Below are 16,235 nucleotides of genomic sequence, written 5' to 3'. Positions count from 1 at the left end.
TTGTGTACTAATATAATATCAGTTAACCGCGACGAGCAACAACCGCATCTGCTAGTTGACGTAACAGTATTTCAGTATCATCCCAACCAATACAAGCATCGGTGATACTTTTACCGTAAACCAATGGTTCACTGCTTTCTAATGACTGGCTACCTTCCACTAAATGACTCTCAATCATAACGCCGATTAATGCTTTTTCACCTGAGCTAATTTGTTGGCAAATATCAGCACCAACTTCCATTTGTTTCTCAAATTTCTTGCAACTATTGGCGTGACTGAAGTCAACCATCACGTTTTGTGGTAAACCTGCTTTTTTAAGCCCTTCTTTTACCGCTGCTACATGTTCAGCGCTGTAATTTGGTTCTTTACCACCACGTAAAATAATGTGGCAATCACCATTACCTGCTGTGCGCACAATGGCTGAATGGCCCCATTTAGTGACAGAAAGAAAACAGTGTGGCGATCCAGCTGCATTGATTGCATCAATAGCAACTTTAATAGTCCCGTCTGTACCATTTTTAAAACCAACAGGACAAGATAAACCAGAAGATAGCTCACGGTGTACCTGAGATTCAGTAGTACGAGCGCCAATGGCACCCCAACTCATTAAATCAGCAACGTATTGAGGCGTTATCATATCTAAAAACTCACCGGCAGTTGGCAAGCCACTATCGTTGATAGTTAATAAAAGATCACGAGCGATACGCAAGCCTTCATTAATATCAAAGGTATGATCCATATGAGGATCATTAATTAAGCCTTTCCAGCCTACTGTTGTGCGTGGTTTTTCAAAATAAACACGCATAACAATTTCAAGTTTATCTTTAAGCTCTTCTCTAATGAGGCTTAAACGTTGCGCATACTCCAATGCAGCTTTCGGATCATGAATAGAACAAGGTCCAATTACCACTAATAGACGATCATCTTTTCCAGCTAGGATTTGATGAATAGCTTCACGGGCATGACGAACTGTAAAAGCCGCATTATCAGTTGCTGGAAACTTTTCCAATAAAGCAACTGGCGGTAAGAGTTCATTAATTTGTGTTATTTTAAGGTCATCATTTTGATAATTCATTCCCGTGTATCCACTCTATGTTATCTAGTCAATGTTATTATTGCTTTTCCAATCTAACCATTCGTTTTCTATCTGTAAACACCCTTTCAACCTAAAGCACCTATAGTCACCTTTCTAAAAATTCCAATATAAAGGGAAATAGCGCACTTAAGCAAAATAATGATTCAAAATTGCGTTAAGGATAAGAATAAAAATAATGAATAGTAAGGCTGGAGAGAAAGATAACTCTGCCAGCCTTTTTTATTAGGAGAGATAATTATTTCTGCTAGAGCGTTTTGCTGTTTTGATCCACAAACGAGAACCATTAATAGCGATAGCCAGTAAGATAATATATTCAACAGACATTGCATAAACGCCTTGTTTGTAGAATATAACAATACTAATCACATTAATAACTGACCAAACTAGCCAGTTTTCAACTAATTTCCGCGTCATTAAGATCATCGCTACAATAGAAAGAACCGTCATTGTAGAGTCCCAGAACGGGTAAGCATCAGGTTCAAGAACTGGCGTAGCTAAACTTGCACCAAAGACATTTAATATATCAACAGCAACAACGGCTAAATAACCAAATACAGTATCAATATTGAAAGTAAGAGCAGCAATAGCAGCTATCGAAACAACGATTAAGAAGAGACGATGACTCGATTTTAACCAACGTATTCTCAACGTAGCTTGTTCAAAGTCATTCACTCTGCTCCATGCATACCATCCATAAATATTAGCGGCAAAGAAAAATATTTGAAGGAGTAAGCTTGCGTATAGCTGAATTTGGAAAAAAATAATGGCAAACAAGGTGACATTAATAAGTCCAAATAAATAGTTGATAATTTTTTCCTGGCTTGCAAGCCAAATACACAATAGACCAGCGATGGTGCCAACAGCTTCAATCCATGAGAGTGGATATCCACCGTCTCCGAGTGGGATATTGACTAAAATATTATTGATACTAAACCAACTCATCACATCCATTTTTACAACCCCGACTTAATCATAGAAAAAACAAAGAAAATATGGGTTATTGCGACATCTTTGCAAAGTAGTAAAGATATATTATAAATTCATATTTATAATGGTACTTAGTTTTTAATATTAAACATTATGTTTCTGATTTAGAAAAATAACAAACAAATGTTTTATATACTAAACAAATTATTCTAATTTTACTTTTTAAACAATAAAAACGACAAATAACTTTATTACATTTTACTTATTAGAGAGAAATATGGAGCCAACAACACGTTTAATCGATCGCATGCTATCTTTTGCTCTCCTCGATCCTAGAATTGAGGCTGTAGTACTAACAGGATCGTTAGGACGCAATAGAAAGATAGACAGTTATTCTGATATTGATATAGAGCTTATCGGTTATGGTGCGACAGAGCTCGCAAAAAACCAACATTGGTTATCACAATTCGGTGATGCTCTTGTCAGCTTACAGTTGGAGTGTGAAGATCCCAAAAGTAAGTTTTGGCCTATTTATTTACATGTTTTAGCTCAAGGTCGCAAAATAGACATTATGATGGCAGAGCCTGAGCGTATTTTTAACATGAAAACTGAGGGACTTAGCCCAGTTTACCAGCGTGGATATCAAATCTTACTTGATAAAACGAGTTTATGTGACGGGCTTCCTGAAATTAGCACTATAACGCCTCCTACGCTTTCAAAAGAGAAGGCATGTAACAATGCTCAAGAATTCTGGTTTGAGGCGACACAAGTCGCTATAGCCATTCTACGTCATGAATTTTGGTCTGCTAATTATCGTATGAATGATATGCGTGAATGGCTGATGGCATTACTTGAACAAGTTGCGCTGCTCGATACCCCAACACAAGATGTTTGGTATCAAGGGAAAAACTTAAAAGAATGGCTACCTAAATTTTATTCATTGCGTTCATTGGAAAGCACTCTTGCAATGAGTACCCCCTATGAAGCAGCAGCAACACTTTCCATTATGATGGCATTTTTTCTCGATGCATCGAAACGCCTCAATCACCCTATTGATACAGCAATAAAAACACAAGAATTGGTCAGTGATTGGTTAATCGATAATGAATTTTTGACTGAAAATGAATACACCCAAATCACGTCATCAATTATTTGTCATTACTGATTTGAATGTCATTTTAGATTAGGGCTAGGTAGTTTTTTCAATTTTGAGAAAACTATCTTACTTGTTTAATAAAACAATGATTGCACTATCAAAAGAGAGAAAGGTTACTAAGAATTTATTTATTGTCTAAGGGATGGTAGATATATAGAAAGAGGTTTTGAAATGGTGGGTCGTGGGCGATTCGAACGCCCGACCAATTGATTAAAAGTCAACTGCTCTACCGACTGAGCTAACGACCCATTTCAATAAAAACGGATTGGTATTCGAAAATGGTGGGTCGTGGGCGATTCGAACGCCCGACCAATTGATTAAAAGTCAACTGCTCTACCGACTGAGCTAACGACCCTTTTTCGAACTCGCCACATTCTCTGTGGCAACGGCGGGTAATAATACTGATTTAATGTTTTTGTGCAACGTTTTTTTTCAAAAAAAAGTTCAACCGTTGAAAAAACAATCATTTAACCCCGAAAATGCAACATTTTACATTACGGGGTCAATAATTAGAGTGTTCCTAGCTGCTTTTGCGCTAATTTAGCGCCAGCGCTATTTGGATATTGCTTAATCACTTGTTGGTAAACAGCTTTAGCATTATCCTTTTGCCCTTTCTCTTGCATGATCAAACCAATTTTATAAAAGGCTTCACTTGCTTTTTGAGATTTTGGATAGTTTTTAACAACGATAGCAAACGTGCTTGCAGCCTGATCCTTATTACCTTTTAGATAATACATCTGACCCAACCAAAATTGTGCATTTGATTGATAGCTAGACTTTGGATAGTTATTGATAAAGTTGTTTAATTCAACAATTGCCTTATCGTAATCTTTAGAATTCAATACGATATCAATTGCTGCATTATAATCGGCCTTCTCATCACCTTGTCCTGAGCTAGTTGCAGCAGGTGGTGTTGAAGAAGCAGTATTATCAGGTTGAGTGGCTTCTGTTGATGTTGAAGCTCCGCCACCAAGGCTATCTAACTGTTGATAGATATTGCGTTGGCGTTCAACAACTTGATTTAACTGGTATTGATTTTCCTGAATTTGACCACGTAACATATCAATATCACGCTGAGAATCAGCGAGTTGTTGCTGTAATTGGGTCAAAAGCTGGCTGTGAGCATTTGAAAAACGCTCAAGTTGGGCGAGTCGTTCATCGGTCGAACCTGAACCGATATTACTGATTGGCGCTTGGGCAATAGCGGCTACTGGAGCCGCTACGCCAACCAGTAACAACAGACTCATCAAGAAAGGTCTGAAGTTACTGTTGTTCATGCCGTTCTCTTAGTAATCCAGTACTGCACGACGGTTTTTCGCGTAAGCGGCTTCGTCATGACCCAGTACAGCTGGTTTTTCTTTACCGTAAGAAACGATTGACAGTTGATCAGCTGATACGCCTTTACCTTGCAGGTACATTTTCACAGCGTTAGCACGACGTTCGCCCAGAGCGATGTTGTATTCTGGAGTACCGCGTTCGTCAGCATGACCTTCTACAGTGATACGTACTGATGGATTTGCACGCAGGAATGCAGCGTGTGCGTCTAACAGGTTAGCGTAGTCTGAGCTAATGTCATATTTGTCAAAACCGAAGTAAACGATGTTTTGTTGTTTCAGTTGTTCTAATTGCTGACGTGCTAATTCTTCAGCAGTAGGACCTTGTTCAACAACTGGTACATTGTTTGTATCAGCTTGATCGTCGTTTTTGTTTGAGCTACATGCTGCAACAGCAACGAGTGGTAATGCTAACATCAACCCTTTAAACACTTTGTTTAATTGCATCTCTATTTGTTCCTTTATTTGTTTGCCATACATAATTTTTATGCATCACATAAACGGTGACCAGGCAGGTGCTTTAACCTGACCATCAGTCGCCGGAAGACGCGCTTTGAAACGTCCATCAGTCGATACTAGCTGCAAAATGGTGCCTAAGCCTTGTGTAGAGCTATAAATAACCATTGTGCCGTTAGGCGCGATGCTTGGCGTTTCATCCAGAAACGTATCTGTTAGATATTGTACGGAATTCGTTTCCAGATCCTGCTTAGCGATATGTTGCCTACCGCTTTCAGAACTCACCATAACTAAGAAACTACCATCTGAGCTTACTGCTGGATTCTGGTTTTGTTTACCTTCCCAAGTAATACGCTCTGGTGTTCCACCGTTAATATTAACCTTGTAAATTTGTGGGCGTCCACCTTGATCTGAAGTATAGACTAAGGTTTGTCCATCTGGCATCCAATTTGGCTCGGTATTATTACTTCTGCCATTGGTTACCTGTGTCATATTCCCACTCGCTAAATCCATAACATACAGATTTAAGCTACCGCTCTTAGAAAGAGCAAATGCAAGTTTAGAACCATCAGGTGAAAACGAAGGTGCACCATTATGTCTTGGGAATGATGCAATTTGGCGAATTTCACCTGTTGCTAATGTTTGTACCACTAAAGCAGATTGACCACTTTCAAAAGTCACATACGCTAGTTTAGCACCATCTGGCGACCATGCTGGTGACATTAATGGCTGTGATGAACGATAAACACGATCTTGGTTAAATCCATCATAATCTGAAACGCGCAATTCATAAGGATATGCGCCACCATTTGTCACAACAACATAAGCAATACGTGTACGGAATGCACCACGAATACCTGTCAGTTTTTCAAAAACTTCATCACTAGCGGTATGTGCAGAGTAACGTAACCATTTAGATGGCACTTTAAACTCACTTTGAGATAAAACTGCACCCGGTGAGCCAGCAACATCCACTAACTGATAGCTAACTAAATATTGACCATCCGCTGATGGTTGCACACGTCCAACAACAACAGAGTCAATACCTAATGCAGTCCAAAGTGCAGGTTGGACTTCAGAAGCAGTAACCGGTTGTTGAGGTATACGAGATACATCAATCGGATTGAATTTTCCGCTATTTCGTAAATCAGCTGCAATGATACCAGCAACATCTTCTGGCATTTGACCAGTACCTTCCCATTTAAAAGGAACGACACCGATAGGGCGTGCAGTATTCACCCCTTGTGTAATTTCAATTCGAACTTCAGCGTTAGCCAGAGTGGTTACGCATAATATTAAAAGTCCGAAAATAACATTTAATGCCTGCTTCATCATGTCTCCCTTTTATTATTGCGGTTATTACGCAATAACGCACAGAATAGTAACAAACGCTTTTCAACAACACCATACAACGCATCAATAACATTCTAAAATAGCTATAAATTAGTGTATGTTTTCCTACAATCAGACAGTTTTATGGTTTAAACTCAATTACTGATGATTTTACTTGCTCGTAAACATCTTTCGGTGGCTTAGGTAATTTAGCGGTATTCGCTGCTCTTAATGCCACTTGACATAAAGAAGGATCGCCCCCTACAACCTTCGCACTGATTAACAAGCCATCAGGTGCAATACTGACTTTTAGTTCACAAGTTCGCCCTTTATACAACTCAGGGTCAATAAACTTCTGTTCAATAGCCGTTTTCACTTGTCCAATATAAGTAGCAACACCTGCATTATTGGCACCAGTGCGATTTCCACCGCCTTGACCAGCTGCAGATGCACCGCTTTGTTTGTTACCATCAGCCATTAAACCATCAAGTAAACTATCTACTGCTTTACTTTGCTGTTGTGCTGCCGCTTTTGCTTTAGCCTCTGCTGCGGCTTTGGCTTTTGCCTCTGCAGCGGCTTTTGCTTTAGCATCCGCTTCAGCTTTCGCTTTTGCATCGGCCTCTGCTTTGGCTTTAGCATCTGCTTCAGCTTTAGCTTTTGCCTCTTCCGCTTTTTGTTTCGCTGCTAAATCGGCTTGTTTTTTTGCTTCGGCTTCAGCTTGTTGTTTAGCGTCAGCTTGTTCTTTTAAGATGCGATCACGCTCTGCTTTCGCTTGCGCGGCCGCTTCTTCTGCAACTTTTTGTTCTTCTTTTGCTTTCGCAGCAGCTAATGCAGCTTCACGTTTTTGAGCTTCTGCCGCCTCTTTCGCTTGTAAACGTTCAACTTCTAACGTTTTCAAACGTTCTTGTTCTTTCATTTGTTGCTGACGCAACTCTTCTTCTTGTTGCTCTGCACGCTCTTTACGCACTTGCTCGGCTTTTTGGACATTAGCTTGTTGTGCTTTCTGCTGGTTATACTGTTGTACCACAGCATTAGGATCGACCATAATAGCATCAATAACTTGCCCGTCTTCTCCACCGCCACCACCTAAATCCCATTTCTGAGTTAATGACCCCCAGATAAGCAATGCGACAACGAGTAAATGCAAGGCGGTAGACAAGATAACTGAACCGCTCAATTTACTTCGGATTGGTTTCGTCTTCTTTCCCACGCTATCATCCAAACTTATTTCAACCTAATTACATAGGCTGAGTCATTAAACCTACAGATTTAACACCTGCTTGACGTAACATGTTGAGCGCTTTAATTATCTCATCATAAGGAACATCTTTAGCACCGCCAATAAGAAATACAACTTTCGGATTTTTTTCCAATTGTCGTTTGGCTTCAGCCATAATCTGTTCTTGTGGTAATAATTCTAATACTTCCTGATCAACACGAATGTTGTATTGCCCAACACCTGCAACTTCGACAATCACAGGAGGGTTATCGCTACTTGAAACAGTTTGTGTCTCTGTTGCTTCAGGAAGATCAACCTCAACACTTTGCGAGATAATAGGTGCCGTTGCCATAAAAATAAGTAACAGCACTAATAATACGTCTAGCAAAGGAACAATGTTAATCTCTGATTTTACGCCTCGGCGGCTACTGCGACCCCGTGCCATCAGCTCTCTCCTTCTGCGTTAACTATTTCTTTTCTGCGGAGGCAAAAGCTTGGCGATGTAAAATCGTCAGGAACTCTTCCATAAAGTTATCGTAACTTTGTTCCAGTTTATTTACACGCTGCGTAAACCGGTTATAAGCCATAACTGCGGGGATTGCCGCAAATAAACCGATAGCTGTTGCAATTAGAGCTTCAGCAATGCCGGGTGCGACCATTTGTAATGTTGCTTGTTTAACACTACCTAATGCAATAAATGCGTGCATGATCCCCCAGACTGTACCGAACAGGCCAATATATGGGCTGATAGAACCGACAGTACCAAGGAAAGGAATATGATTTTCTAAAGATTCTAATTCACGATTGAAAGAGACACGCATTGCCCTTGATGCACCATTAACAACTGCATCAGGCGCATGAACGCTTGCTTGATGCAAACGTGCAAACTCTTTAAAGCCAGAATGAAAAATCTGCTCTGAGCCAGATAACTCATCACGACGAGCTTGGCTATCTTTATATAAACGTGCCAAATCAGTACCTGACCAGAATTTATCTTCAAAATCTGCAGCTTCACGATCGGCGGCATTCAGAACTTTAGTTCGCTGAATAATAATCGCCCAAGATGCAATAGAAAATCCGATTAAAAGCAACATGATCAACTTGACTAAAAGCCCTGCTTTTAGGAAGAGATCGATAACATTCATGTCAGCCACTACTTAAACTCCGCGATAATGGACTTAGGAAGCGCTACTGGCTTCATTTTTGATGAATCTACGCAGACAACGAGCACTTCTGCGCTACACAATACACAACCATCTTCATTAATAATCTTTTGAGAAAATGTCATTGAAGCACCACGCAATGTGGTAATTTCACTTTCTACTTGCAAAAGATTATCAAGTCGAGCTGGCGCAATATATTCTATTGATAATTTACGTACAACAAATACAACATGATCATACTCCCGTAAATCATGCTGATGAAAACCTTTTTCTCTGAGTAGTTCAGTTCTAGCGCGTTCAAAATATTTCAGATAACTGGCGTGATAAACAACACCACCGGCATCAGTATCTTCATAATAAACACGAACAGGCCAAAGAAACTGCATATTACCTTCCTTACATTTCCCGAGTTAAGTCCATAAATAATGTAGTTATAAGTTACCTAACTATACTTAAGAGGTCGCTCTAAGGGAATCGTAGTAACGTAAAGAATAGAAAACGCAGTTTTCAGCCGCCAATCATAAACTCTTCTTTGCAACACGCAATATGCTTTGTGCTCTGAATAGAAAAAATATTTTTATTAAGACAGCATAAAAATGCTTGCTAATTAGAAATTCATAGATTGTCTTATTTAGTAGTATTATTTTTAATGACAGAAAAAAACCAGTTAAAAAACTGGTTTTCCATATAAATCAATCAATTATTTGAGATTGGAGTTTCATGAAGATAGTGCCACTGCCAACACTCATCATGAGAATTACGTCTCAATAACACCACAGATTCGCGCATAAGAATTTTCTTATTTTCACTGTGTGTTTCTTGATATCTGACAAGCGCCAAACAATCAGACTGATAAATTATTTTATAATCGTCCGTTTTTATTTTCAGACTACTTCTTTTTCCTGCATTTTGTCTGAACATCGCGATAACGTCATCATAACTCACTGCTTTTCCACTGATCCCTACCATTGAAAATTCTTGAGATAAAAGATTTTCTATTTTTGTAATGGCATCGACTGATAGGGGATATTGCGTAAAAACCGTTTCAATCTCATCATGCAAAGATTTAATGCTTTCTATAATTGAGTCAGTATTAAAATTCATCTTGTATTTCCTGTGTAATAACTTTTTTCTTTAGTGTAAATAATAAAGTAAGAGGTAATATGCCTATCAACGCACATATTAAAAAAGTCATGCTATAAGCTGTTTGTGGTAAACAAAAAAGAGAAAGAATATTAAATAACATAGCAACCATAGTTGCCCCGACACTAAAAACAACCTGTCTATTAATATTCCAAATAACACTTGCTTGAACTAATTTTTGTGCACCGAAATCATACAATGCCGTGGTTTGTGCGGTGTTAGCGCCAATCCCGCCACCTACGCCGATAATTAGATAAGCAATAATAAGTAATGGAATATCGCTACTGCTATTTACAAATGTTAATAAAGAAATACCAATACTGTGTAATAGCAATGCAATAATAAATAAACGTTTCATCCCTAACTTATTATAAAGCGCACCACTTATTGTCATTGAAATAAAAGCACCTAGTGCATACAACAACATAAAAATACCTGTACCTTGACCTGTAAATTTCAAATATTGTTGTAAATAGAAAATAGCGAGAATATTTACTCCAGTAAAAACACCGGGAATACAGTAATAAATAAAAATAGAGAGTGATAGATTTCTATTTTTTAATAATGCTAAATTAATAACTGGTGATGAATGGTGTCGATAATGGCAATAGTAAAGTACAGCAAAAATTATTGAGAATACGGCAATCGCTAAAGCGAGTAATGTTGAGTGGTATTCGCCATAAGCAGATAACGCGAATAACCCAGATACAATGATCAGACTAATAAGAATGATACCTTTAATATCAGGCATAGCGTTTTCTTTAGGTAAAGGCTCTTTTACCCAGATAAAAGCTAGAAATGCGGTTAATAATGAGAATGGAATATTGCTATAAAAAACCCAACGCCACGAAACAACATCAACAATAAATCCACCTAATGTCGGCGATATTGCAGGTGCAATTAAGGCTATTGCCATAATTAGCGTAGAGATTTTACTTCTCTCATGTCCTTGAAAATATTGAAAGGTTAATGCTTGCCCAATTGGGATTAACAATCCACCACTCACGCCTTGAATAAAGCGCCAAAAAATAAGCTCATTAAAAGAGTGAGAGTATCCCACTAATGCAACGGATAAGCTAAACATCAACATTGACGTTACCATCAATGCTTTAATTCCAAAACGTTGAGATAACCAGTGGCTCAATGGAATAATTAACGTTAATCCCAAAATATAACTATTTGAAACCCATGTAACAGAAACGATAGAGATCTGCATATCATCGGCAATTGCAGGTAATGCAATGGCTGACATAAAAATATTAATACAATCTATAAAGAAACCCAGCAGAAATATAGATGCAATTCGATAGCGGTAAGTCATAAAAATCCTCCGCACATAGAGTACGGAAGATTGACGAATTTCGTCTATCTGACAAAATAGAATTTATTGTTTAATCAGAGTAAACAATCATGCAAAACCAAATTGATCGAATTCGCTCTTTTATTGCTGTTGTTGATACAGGATCATTTACTCAAGCCGCAAAATATTTACGCCTTAGTAAATCGATGGTAAGTATTCATATCAAAGCGTTAGAAACAGAATTGGATGTGTCATTACTCAATCGTAATACTAGACGATTCTCACTCACTGAAACAGGTGAAATGCTTTATCAAGATTTCCGCCTCGTGTTAAGTCAGTTAGAACAAACATTAGATAAGGCACGATTAGGACAACAAGAATTACAGGGATCGTTGCGATTAAGTTCGACTGCGGAATTTGGTGAACACTATATTTTGCCGTTACTTAATCAATTTATGCAATTACACCCAAAGCTAAAAGTACAGTATGCGTTTAATTCTTCTATTGAAGATTTAATAAATCATAAACTTGATCTCGCGATCCGCCTCGGCACATTGAAAGACAGTAATTACCGATCTACAAAGCTGGCTGATTATGAGATAAGTTTAGTTATCTCTCCTGATTTATTGCAGAAGTTCTCAATAAAAGCTATCGATGACTTGAGTGCTATTCCTTATTTAGCAAATAGTAATTTGCGTCAAAGTAAACTTTCATCATCTTCAGAATTTAATAACCTACTCTCTCAGTTAGCTCAAGATGCTTATTTTGAAACCAATACCATTGCGGCATTAAAAAAAATGGTACTCGCGCACTCTGGGATGACTATTTTGCCTCATTGGTACATTCAGCAAGAGTTATTAGAAAAAGAATTAGTTGTGCTATTCCCTGAAGTTTCCCTGTTAACGCAATCCGTTAATATTATTTTCCCTTATAGCGAATATATTCCAAGAAAAACACGTCTTTTTATTGATTACTTAAAAGAAAATATCCGGCTATAACGCTAGATGTGTGAAGGAATTTAGAAGAGAAATTTGAAAAAAATAGTTAGGAGATAAAATACCTTATTTCTTTCTCATGCACTGAGCAGAAATAAGGTATTTTCTTAGAAGAAAAAGTAACTTAGCCCAACAACTAAAATAATAATTGCAGGGATTGGATGTAATAAACATTTTGCTACAACATGTTTAGGGCGAAATGCTAGACCAAAAGTTGCGCCAGCACACACAGACCAAATAAGAAGGATGCCTTGCCAAATTGCAAGTGAACTCGTGTTCGCTGCAAATCGGCTAGGGTCCCACATGACACAAAATGCCATTACCAACGCCATGATTAAAACAAGAGCCCTAATAGGGCCCTTGTCTAGTAGTTGGTAGCTTTTATCCAACATTATTCTTCACTTGCTGAAGTTTTTTTCGCTTCAGCGTGCTCGAAAGCCAGTCCTGCGATCACCGCAATACTACAAGCGAAGAGCGTTCCGAGAAGCCATGCAAAATACCACATTCTCTATGCTCCTTAGTACAGAGTATGATTATTGCCTTCGATAAATTTCTTATCGAGGCGACCATGCATTTTCCAGTAACACCAGATGGTGTAAAGGAGAACGATAGGTACGAAGATAATCGCAACAACTGTCATTACCTGAAGAGTAAACAGGCTAGAAGTTGCATCCCACATTGTTAAGCTCACATCTGGGAAAGTGCTTGAAGGCATCACAAATGGGAACATAGTCACACCACAAGTCAGGATAACACAAGCAATTGTCAGTGAAGTGAACAGGAATGCCCAGCCACCTTTATTTGCTTTAGTTGCAACAATCGCCAGTAAAGGACATAACAGACCTAATGCAGGCAGAGCCCATAATACTGGATAATTGTTGTAGTTATTCATCCAAGCACCAGCTTCGTGAGAAACGGTTTTCAGTAGTGGAGATGAAGGACCTGCAGTATCAATAGCACTTGTAATAACGAAACCATCAATACCATAAATTAACCACACACCTGCTAATGCAAAAGCAACGAAAGTGATTAAAGAGGTAATGTAAGTTGTTTTACGAGTACGCTCGTGTAACTCACCAGTGGTACGCATTTGAAGATAGCTTGCACCATGTGCAACAATCATCATTAAGCTAACAACACCTGCTAATAAACCGTATGGGTTTAATAAGCTTAATAGGTTAATAAGTGCGTTAGTTGTACCATTATAAGATACACGTTGCATGCTATCGACTTCTAATGGAACACCTTGTAATAGGTTACCAAAAGCAACACCGATAACTAATGGTGGAACGAAGCTACCAATAAAGATACCCCAATCCCACATGCCACGCCATTTTGGTGATTCTAATTTAGAACGGTAGTCAAAACCTACTGGACGGAAGAATAATGCCGCCAATACGAAGATCATACCAAAATAGAAACCAGAGAATGCCGCAGCATAAACCATTGGCCATGCAGCGAATAATGCACCACCTGCTGTGATTAACCAGACTTGGTTACCATCCCAGTGAGGTGCAACAGAGTTAATTAAAATACGGCGTTCAGTGTCATCTTTCGCGATAACGCGTAGTAACACACCGACACCCATATCAAAACCATCGGTGACCGCAAAGCCGATCAGTAAGATACCAACCAGTAGCCACCAAACAAACCGCAATACTTCATAATCAAACATAGTGGACTCCTGTGTTACTTACTTTGAGAAGAAGCTGTCTTCTGTTCAAAGTGATAGCGACCCGTCTTCAGGCTACTCGGCCCAAGGCGACCAAATTTGAACATCAGGAACATTTCAGCAACTAGGAACAGTGTGTACAGACCACAGATAAGACCCATAGATACTAGGATATCAGCCTGTGTCAGTGAAGAAGTTGCTACAGCCGTAGGCAGGATTTCACCAATCGCCCATGGTTGACGTCCATATTCTGCAACAAACCAACCGGCTTCAACTGCGATCCACGGTAATGGAATACTAAACAGAGCAGCACGTAGTAACCATTTATAGTTACCAATGCGGTTAGACAGAACTGTCCAGAAGGAAATCGCAACAACCAGTAACATCAGGAAGCCTGCGGCAACCATGATACGGAATGACCAGAACAGTGGTGCGACATTAGGAATAGTGTCTTTTGCAGCAGCTTTGATTTGTTCTTCTGTTGCATCAACAACTTTATCAGTATAACGCTTCAGTAATAAGCCGTAGCCTAAATCTTGTTTAGCGTCATTAAATGCAGCACGGATAGCAGGATCAGTATTACCTGCGCGTAATTCGCTTAATAATTCGTAAGCTTTCATACCGTTACGAATACGAACTTCATGCTGACCCATCAGATCGTTAAGACCTAATACAGGCGTATCGAAAGAACGTGTTGCAATAATACCCATTACATAAGGAATTTGTATTGCAAACGAGTTTTCCATTTTTTCTTGATTAGGGAATGCAATCATATTGAACGCAGCTGGAGCTGGTTCTGTATGCCATTCACCTTCAATTGCAGCCAATTTGGTTTTCTGTACGTCACCCATTTCGTAACCAGATTCATCACCCAGTACGATAACAGATAATACAGCTGCGATACCAAAAGTAGCAGCAACCGCGAAAGAACGTTTTGCAAAACCGATATCACGACCTTTGAGCAGGTAGTAAGAGCTGATACCCAGAACAAAGAATGCACCAGTACAGTAACCAGCAGCAACGGTGTGAACAAATTTAACTTGAGCGACAGGGTTTAAAACCAGATCAGCAAAACTCAACATTTCCATTCGCATGGTTTCAAAGTTGAAGTCTGCAGCGACAGGGTTTTGCATCCAACCATTCGCAACAAGGATCCACAGAGCAGAGAAGTTAGAACCGAAAGCAACTAACCAAGTTACCATCAAGTGCTGCTTCTTACCTAAGCGATCCCAGCCAAAGAAGAACAATCCGACGAAAGTTGATTCTAAGAAGAACGCCATCAGACCTTCGATTGCTAAAGGCGCACCGAAGATATCACCGACGTAATGAGAGAAATATGACCAGTTAGTACCAAATTGGAACTCCATGGTCAACCCAGTTGCGACACCCAGAGCAAAGTTAATACCAAATAACTTACCCCAGAACTTTGTCATATCTTTGTAAACTTGTTTACCCGACAGAACATATATCGTTTCCATGATTGCCAGCATAAACGCCATACCCAGCGTTAATGGGACAAACAGGAAGTGATACATCGCTGTTAAGGCAAACTGTAACCGTGACAGTTCGACAATATCAAACATCTTGACTCCTTGCTCCTAGCAGGAAGACACCGACTTGCGGCAACCCGACTTTATTAAATTATAAAGCCTCATAACTACCAGCAATAAATGCCTCTAAAAACAACAACGAATATTAAAGACCAAAAACACAATACCTTACAAATAGTACGCTTATATTTACATATAATAAATATATTTTGCGTGACCCAGATTTGAATTCTGAGCTTAGGTCAACAATACGACTTTTAGGTTTGTAACAGCATATTTGATCGTGTGCCAATTTAAGCATATTCAGAAATTTTTGCCACAATTAATAACTTGACCAACATCAAAAAAACACTTTAATGTTAACTAGTTGCGAATAAATTACCCAATAGTTACCATTGTGTTAATGCAATGTTGTTTTTATTTTTAAGTGTAATTTACCTCCTTATATTTTCCATAATAAAATTAACTTTTTATTTTCATAAAAGACTTAAAAATAAACACTTTTAATTGTGTTTTATTAATTTTAATATTAATTCCATTTTTTTGCAGGTAAATAATAAATATTTTAAAAAAATAATCTATTAATTAATAAGTTGAAATTTACAAAAATGTAAATATAAAAAAACACTCTTAATTATTTTATCCAATAAAGATACATTAAAAGTCTAATCTTGATTATCAACTTTTAATATTATTTATTTTTTTATTTCTTTTTTATTCTAGATAAATGAAGTGCAATAAATCTGTATTTAACAAATAAAACGTAAATCCATTATTAACATAAAAAACATATTATCAGTAAATTCAATGAGATAACAAAAAAAGAATAAATCATTTATGGAACACAGCAAGAAAAAGTAACAAAATTTTTTATTGGATTTTTGTATTTAAA

17 protein-coding genes and 2 tRNA genes are annotated in these 16,235 nt (G+C 38.3%); 2 read left to right on the top strand and 17 right to left on the bottom strand.

Features of this window, described 5'->3' with window-relative positions; genetic code table 11:
- Window positions 1-22 precede the first annotated feature (22 nt).
- Entirely contained in the window at window positions 23-1,075 is a 1,053-nt protein-coding gene (gene aroG / locus EHE21_RS05590; protein ID WP_194952070.1) for a 3-deoxy-7-phosphoheptulonate synthase AroG, read from the bottom strand.
- 243 nt (window positions 1,076-1,318) lie between these two features.
- Window positions 1,319-2,047 carry a nicotinamide riboside transporter PnuC gene (gene pnuC, locus EHE21_RS05585; RefSeq protein WP_088493401.1) on the bottom strand — a complete coding sequence of 243 codons (729 nt, stop codon included), beginning with the start codon at window positions 2,045-2,047 and terminating at the stop codon, window positions 1,319-1,321.
- A 253-nt stretch (window positions 2,048-2,300) separates the two neighbouring features.
- Here pnuC and EHE21_RS05580 point away from each other — a divergent pair, with 253 nt between their 5' ends.
- Window positions 2,301-3,188: an aminoglycoside 6-adenylyltransferase gene (locus EHE21_RS05580; RefSeq protein WP_194952069.1), complete on the top strand. Its 888-nt coding sequence runs from the start codon at window positions 2,301-2,303 to the stop codon at window positions 3,186-3,188.
- 163 nt (window positions 3,189-3,351) lie between these two features.
- Here EHE21_RS05580 and EHE21_RS05575 read toward each other — a convergent pair.
- The 11 genes from EHE21_RS05575 to EHE21_RS05525 form a co-directional block, all read right to left on the bottom strand.
- A tRNA-Lys gene (locus tag EHE21_RS05575) sits at window positions 3,352-3,427 on the bottom strand.
- A gap of 31 nt (window positions 3,428-3,458) precedes the next feature.
- A tRNA-Lys gene (locus EHE21_RS05570) sits at window positions 3,459-3,534 on the bottom strand.
- A 154-nt stretch (window positions 3,535-3,688) separates the two neighbouring features.
- Window positions 3,689-4,456 carry a cell division protein CpoB gene (gene cpoB / locus EHE21_RS05565; protein ID WP_088493403.1) on the bottom strand — a complete coding sequence of 256 codons (768 nt, stop codon included), beginning with the start codon at window positions 4,454-4,456 and terminating at the stop codon, window positions 3,689-3,691.
- Window positions 4,457-4,465: 9 nt separating this feature from the next.
- Complete coding sequence (gene pal, locus EHE21_RS05560; protein WP_075672729.1) at window positions 4,466-4,960, bottom strand: peptidoglycan-associated lipoprotein Pal; 495 nt, start codon at window positions 4,958-4,960, stop codon at window positions 4,466-4,468.
- 45 nt (window positions 4,961-5,005) lie between these two features.
- Entirely contained in the window at window positions 5,006-6,301 is a 1,296-nt protein-coding gene (gene tolB, locus EHE21_RS05555) for a Tol-Pal system beta propeller repeat protein TolB (RefSeq protein ID WP_194952068.1), read from the bottom strand.
- A 142-nt stretch (window positions 6,302-6,443) separates the two neighbouring features.
- The gene (tolA, locus tag EHE21_RS05550) at window positions 6,444-7,511 is read right to left on the bottom strand and encodes a cell envelope integrity protein TolA (RefSeq protein ID WP_194952067.1); all 1,068 of its coding nucleotides are present in this window, start codon (window positions 7,509-7,511) and stop codon (window positions 6,444-6,446) included.
- A 28-nt stretch (window positions 7,512-7,539) separates the two neighbouring features.
- The gene (gene tolR / locus EHE21_RS05545; protein WP_023581195.1) at window positions 7,540-7,965 is read right to left on the bottom strand and encodes a colicin uptake protein TolR; all 426 of its coding nucleotides are present in this window, start codon (window positions 7,963-7,965) and stop codon (window positions 7,540-7,542) included.
- 22 nt (window positions 7,966-7,987) lie between these two features.
- The gene (gene tolQ, locus EHE21_RS05540; protein WP_075672726.1) at window positions 7,988-8,674 is read right to left on the bottom strand and encodes a Tol-Pal system protein TolQ; all 687 of its coding nucleotides are present in this window, start codon (window positions 8,672-8,674) and stop codon (window positions 7,988-7,990) included.
- Window positions 8,674-9,069 carry a tol-pal system-associated acyl-CoA thioesterase gene (gene ybgC, locus EHE21_RS05535; protein ID WP_006537646.1) on the bottom strand — a complete coding sequence of 132 codons (396 nt, stop codon included), beginning with the start codon at window positions 9,067-9,069 and terminating at the stop codon, window positions 8,674-8,676. Before ybgC ends, tolQ begins: the two co-directional genes overlap by 1 nt.
- A 310-nt stretch (window positions 9,070-9,379) precedes the next feature.
- Window positions 9,380-9,787, bottom strand: a complete 408-nt coding sequence (locus EHE21_RS05530) for a DUF4440 domain-containing protein (protein WP_088493406.1) — start codon at window positions 9,785-9,787, stop codon at window positions 9,380-9,382.
- Entirely contained in the window at window positions 9,777-11,147 is a 1,371-nt protein-coding gene (locus EHE21_RS05525; protein WP_194952066.1) for an MFS transporter, read from the bottom strand. Before EHE21_RS05525 ends, EHE21_RS05530 begins: the two co-directional genes overlap by 11 nt.
- Before the next feature lie 89 nt (window positions 11,148-11,236).
- Here EHE21_RS05525 and EHE21_RS05520 point away from each other — a divergent pair, with 89 nt between their 5' ends.
- Window positions 11,237-12,124, top strand: a complete 888-nt coding sequence (locus EHE21_RS05520; RefSeq protein ID WP_194952065.1) for a LysR family transcriptional regulator — start codon at window positions 11,237-11,239, stop codon at window positions 12,122-12,124.
- Window positions 12,125-12,228: 104 nt separating this feature from the next.
- On the opposite strand, the gene ybgE is transcribed toward EHE21_RS05520, so the two are convergent.
- From ybgE to cydA, 4 genes are read right to left on the bottom strand one after another with little or no spacing between them, the layout of a single operon-like run.
- Window positions 12,229-12,513, bottom strand: coding sequence for a cyd operon protein YbgE (gene ybgE / locus EHE21_RS05515; RefSeq protein WP_075672722.1), 285 nt, complete (start codon window positions 12,511-12,513; stop codon window positions 12,229-12,231).
- Entirely contained in the window at window positions 12,513-12,626 is a 114-nt protein-coding gene (gene cydX / locus EHE21_RS05510) for a cytochrome bd-I oxidase subunit CydX (RefSeq protein WP_088493409.1), read from the bottom strand. The genes ybgE and cydX overlap by 1 nt, the downstream gene beginning before the upstream one ends.
- A 12-nt stretch (window positions 12,627-12,638) precedes the next feature.
- Complete coding sequence (gene cydB, locus EHE21_RS05505; RefSeq protein WP_194952064.1) at window positions 12,639-13,796, bottom strand: cytochrome d ubiquinol oxidase subunit II; 1,158 nt, start codon at window positions 13,794-13,796, stop codon at window positions 12,639-12,641.
- A gap of 14 nt (window positions 13,797-13,810) precedes the next feature.
- Window positions 13,811-15,376 (bottom strand): cytochrome ubiquinol oxidase subunit I, encoded by a 1,566-nt coding sequence (gene cydA, locus EHE21_RS05500; protein ID WP_194952063.1) that lies wholly within the window; start codon window positions 15,374-15,376, stop codon window positions 13,811-13,813.
- Between the last annotated feature and the right edge of the window lie 859 nt (window positions 15,377-16,235).

The organism is Proteus sp. GOKU (assembly GCF_015475555.1).
GTDB classification, from domain to species: domain Bacteria; phylum Pseudomonadota; class Gammaproteobacteria; order Enterobacterales; family Enterobacteriaceae; genus Proteus; species Proteus mirabilis_B.
This window is presented reverse-complemented; position numbering and strand designations above follow the sequence as displayed.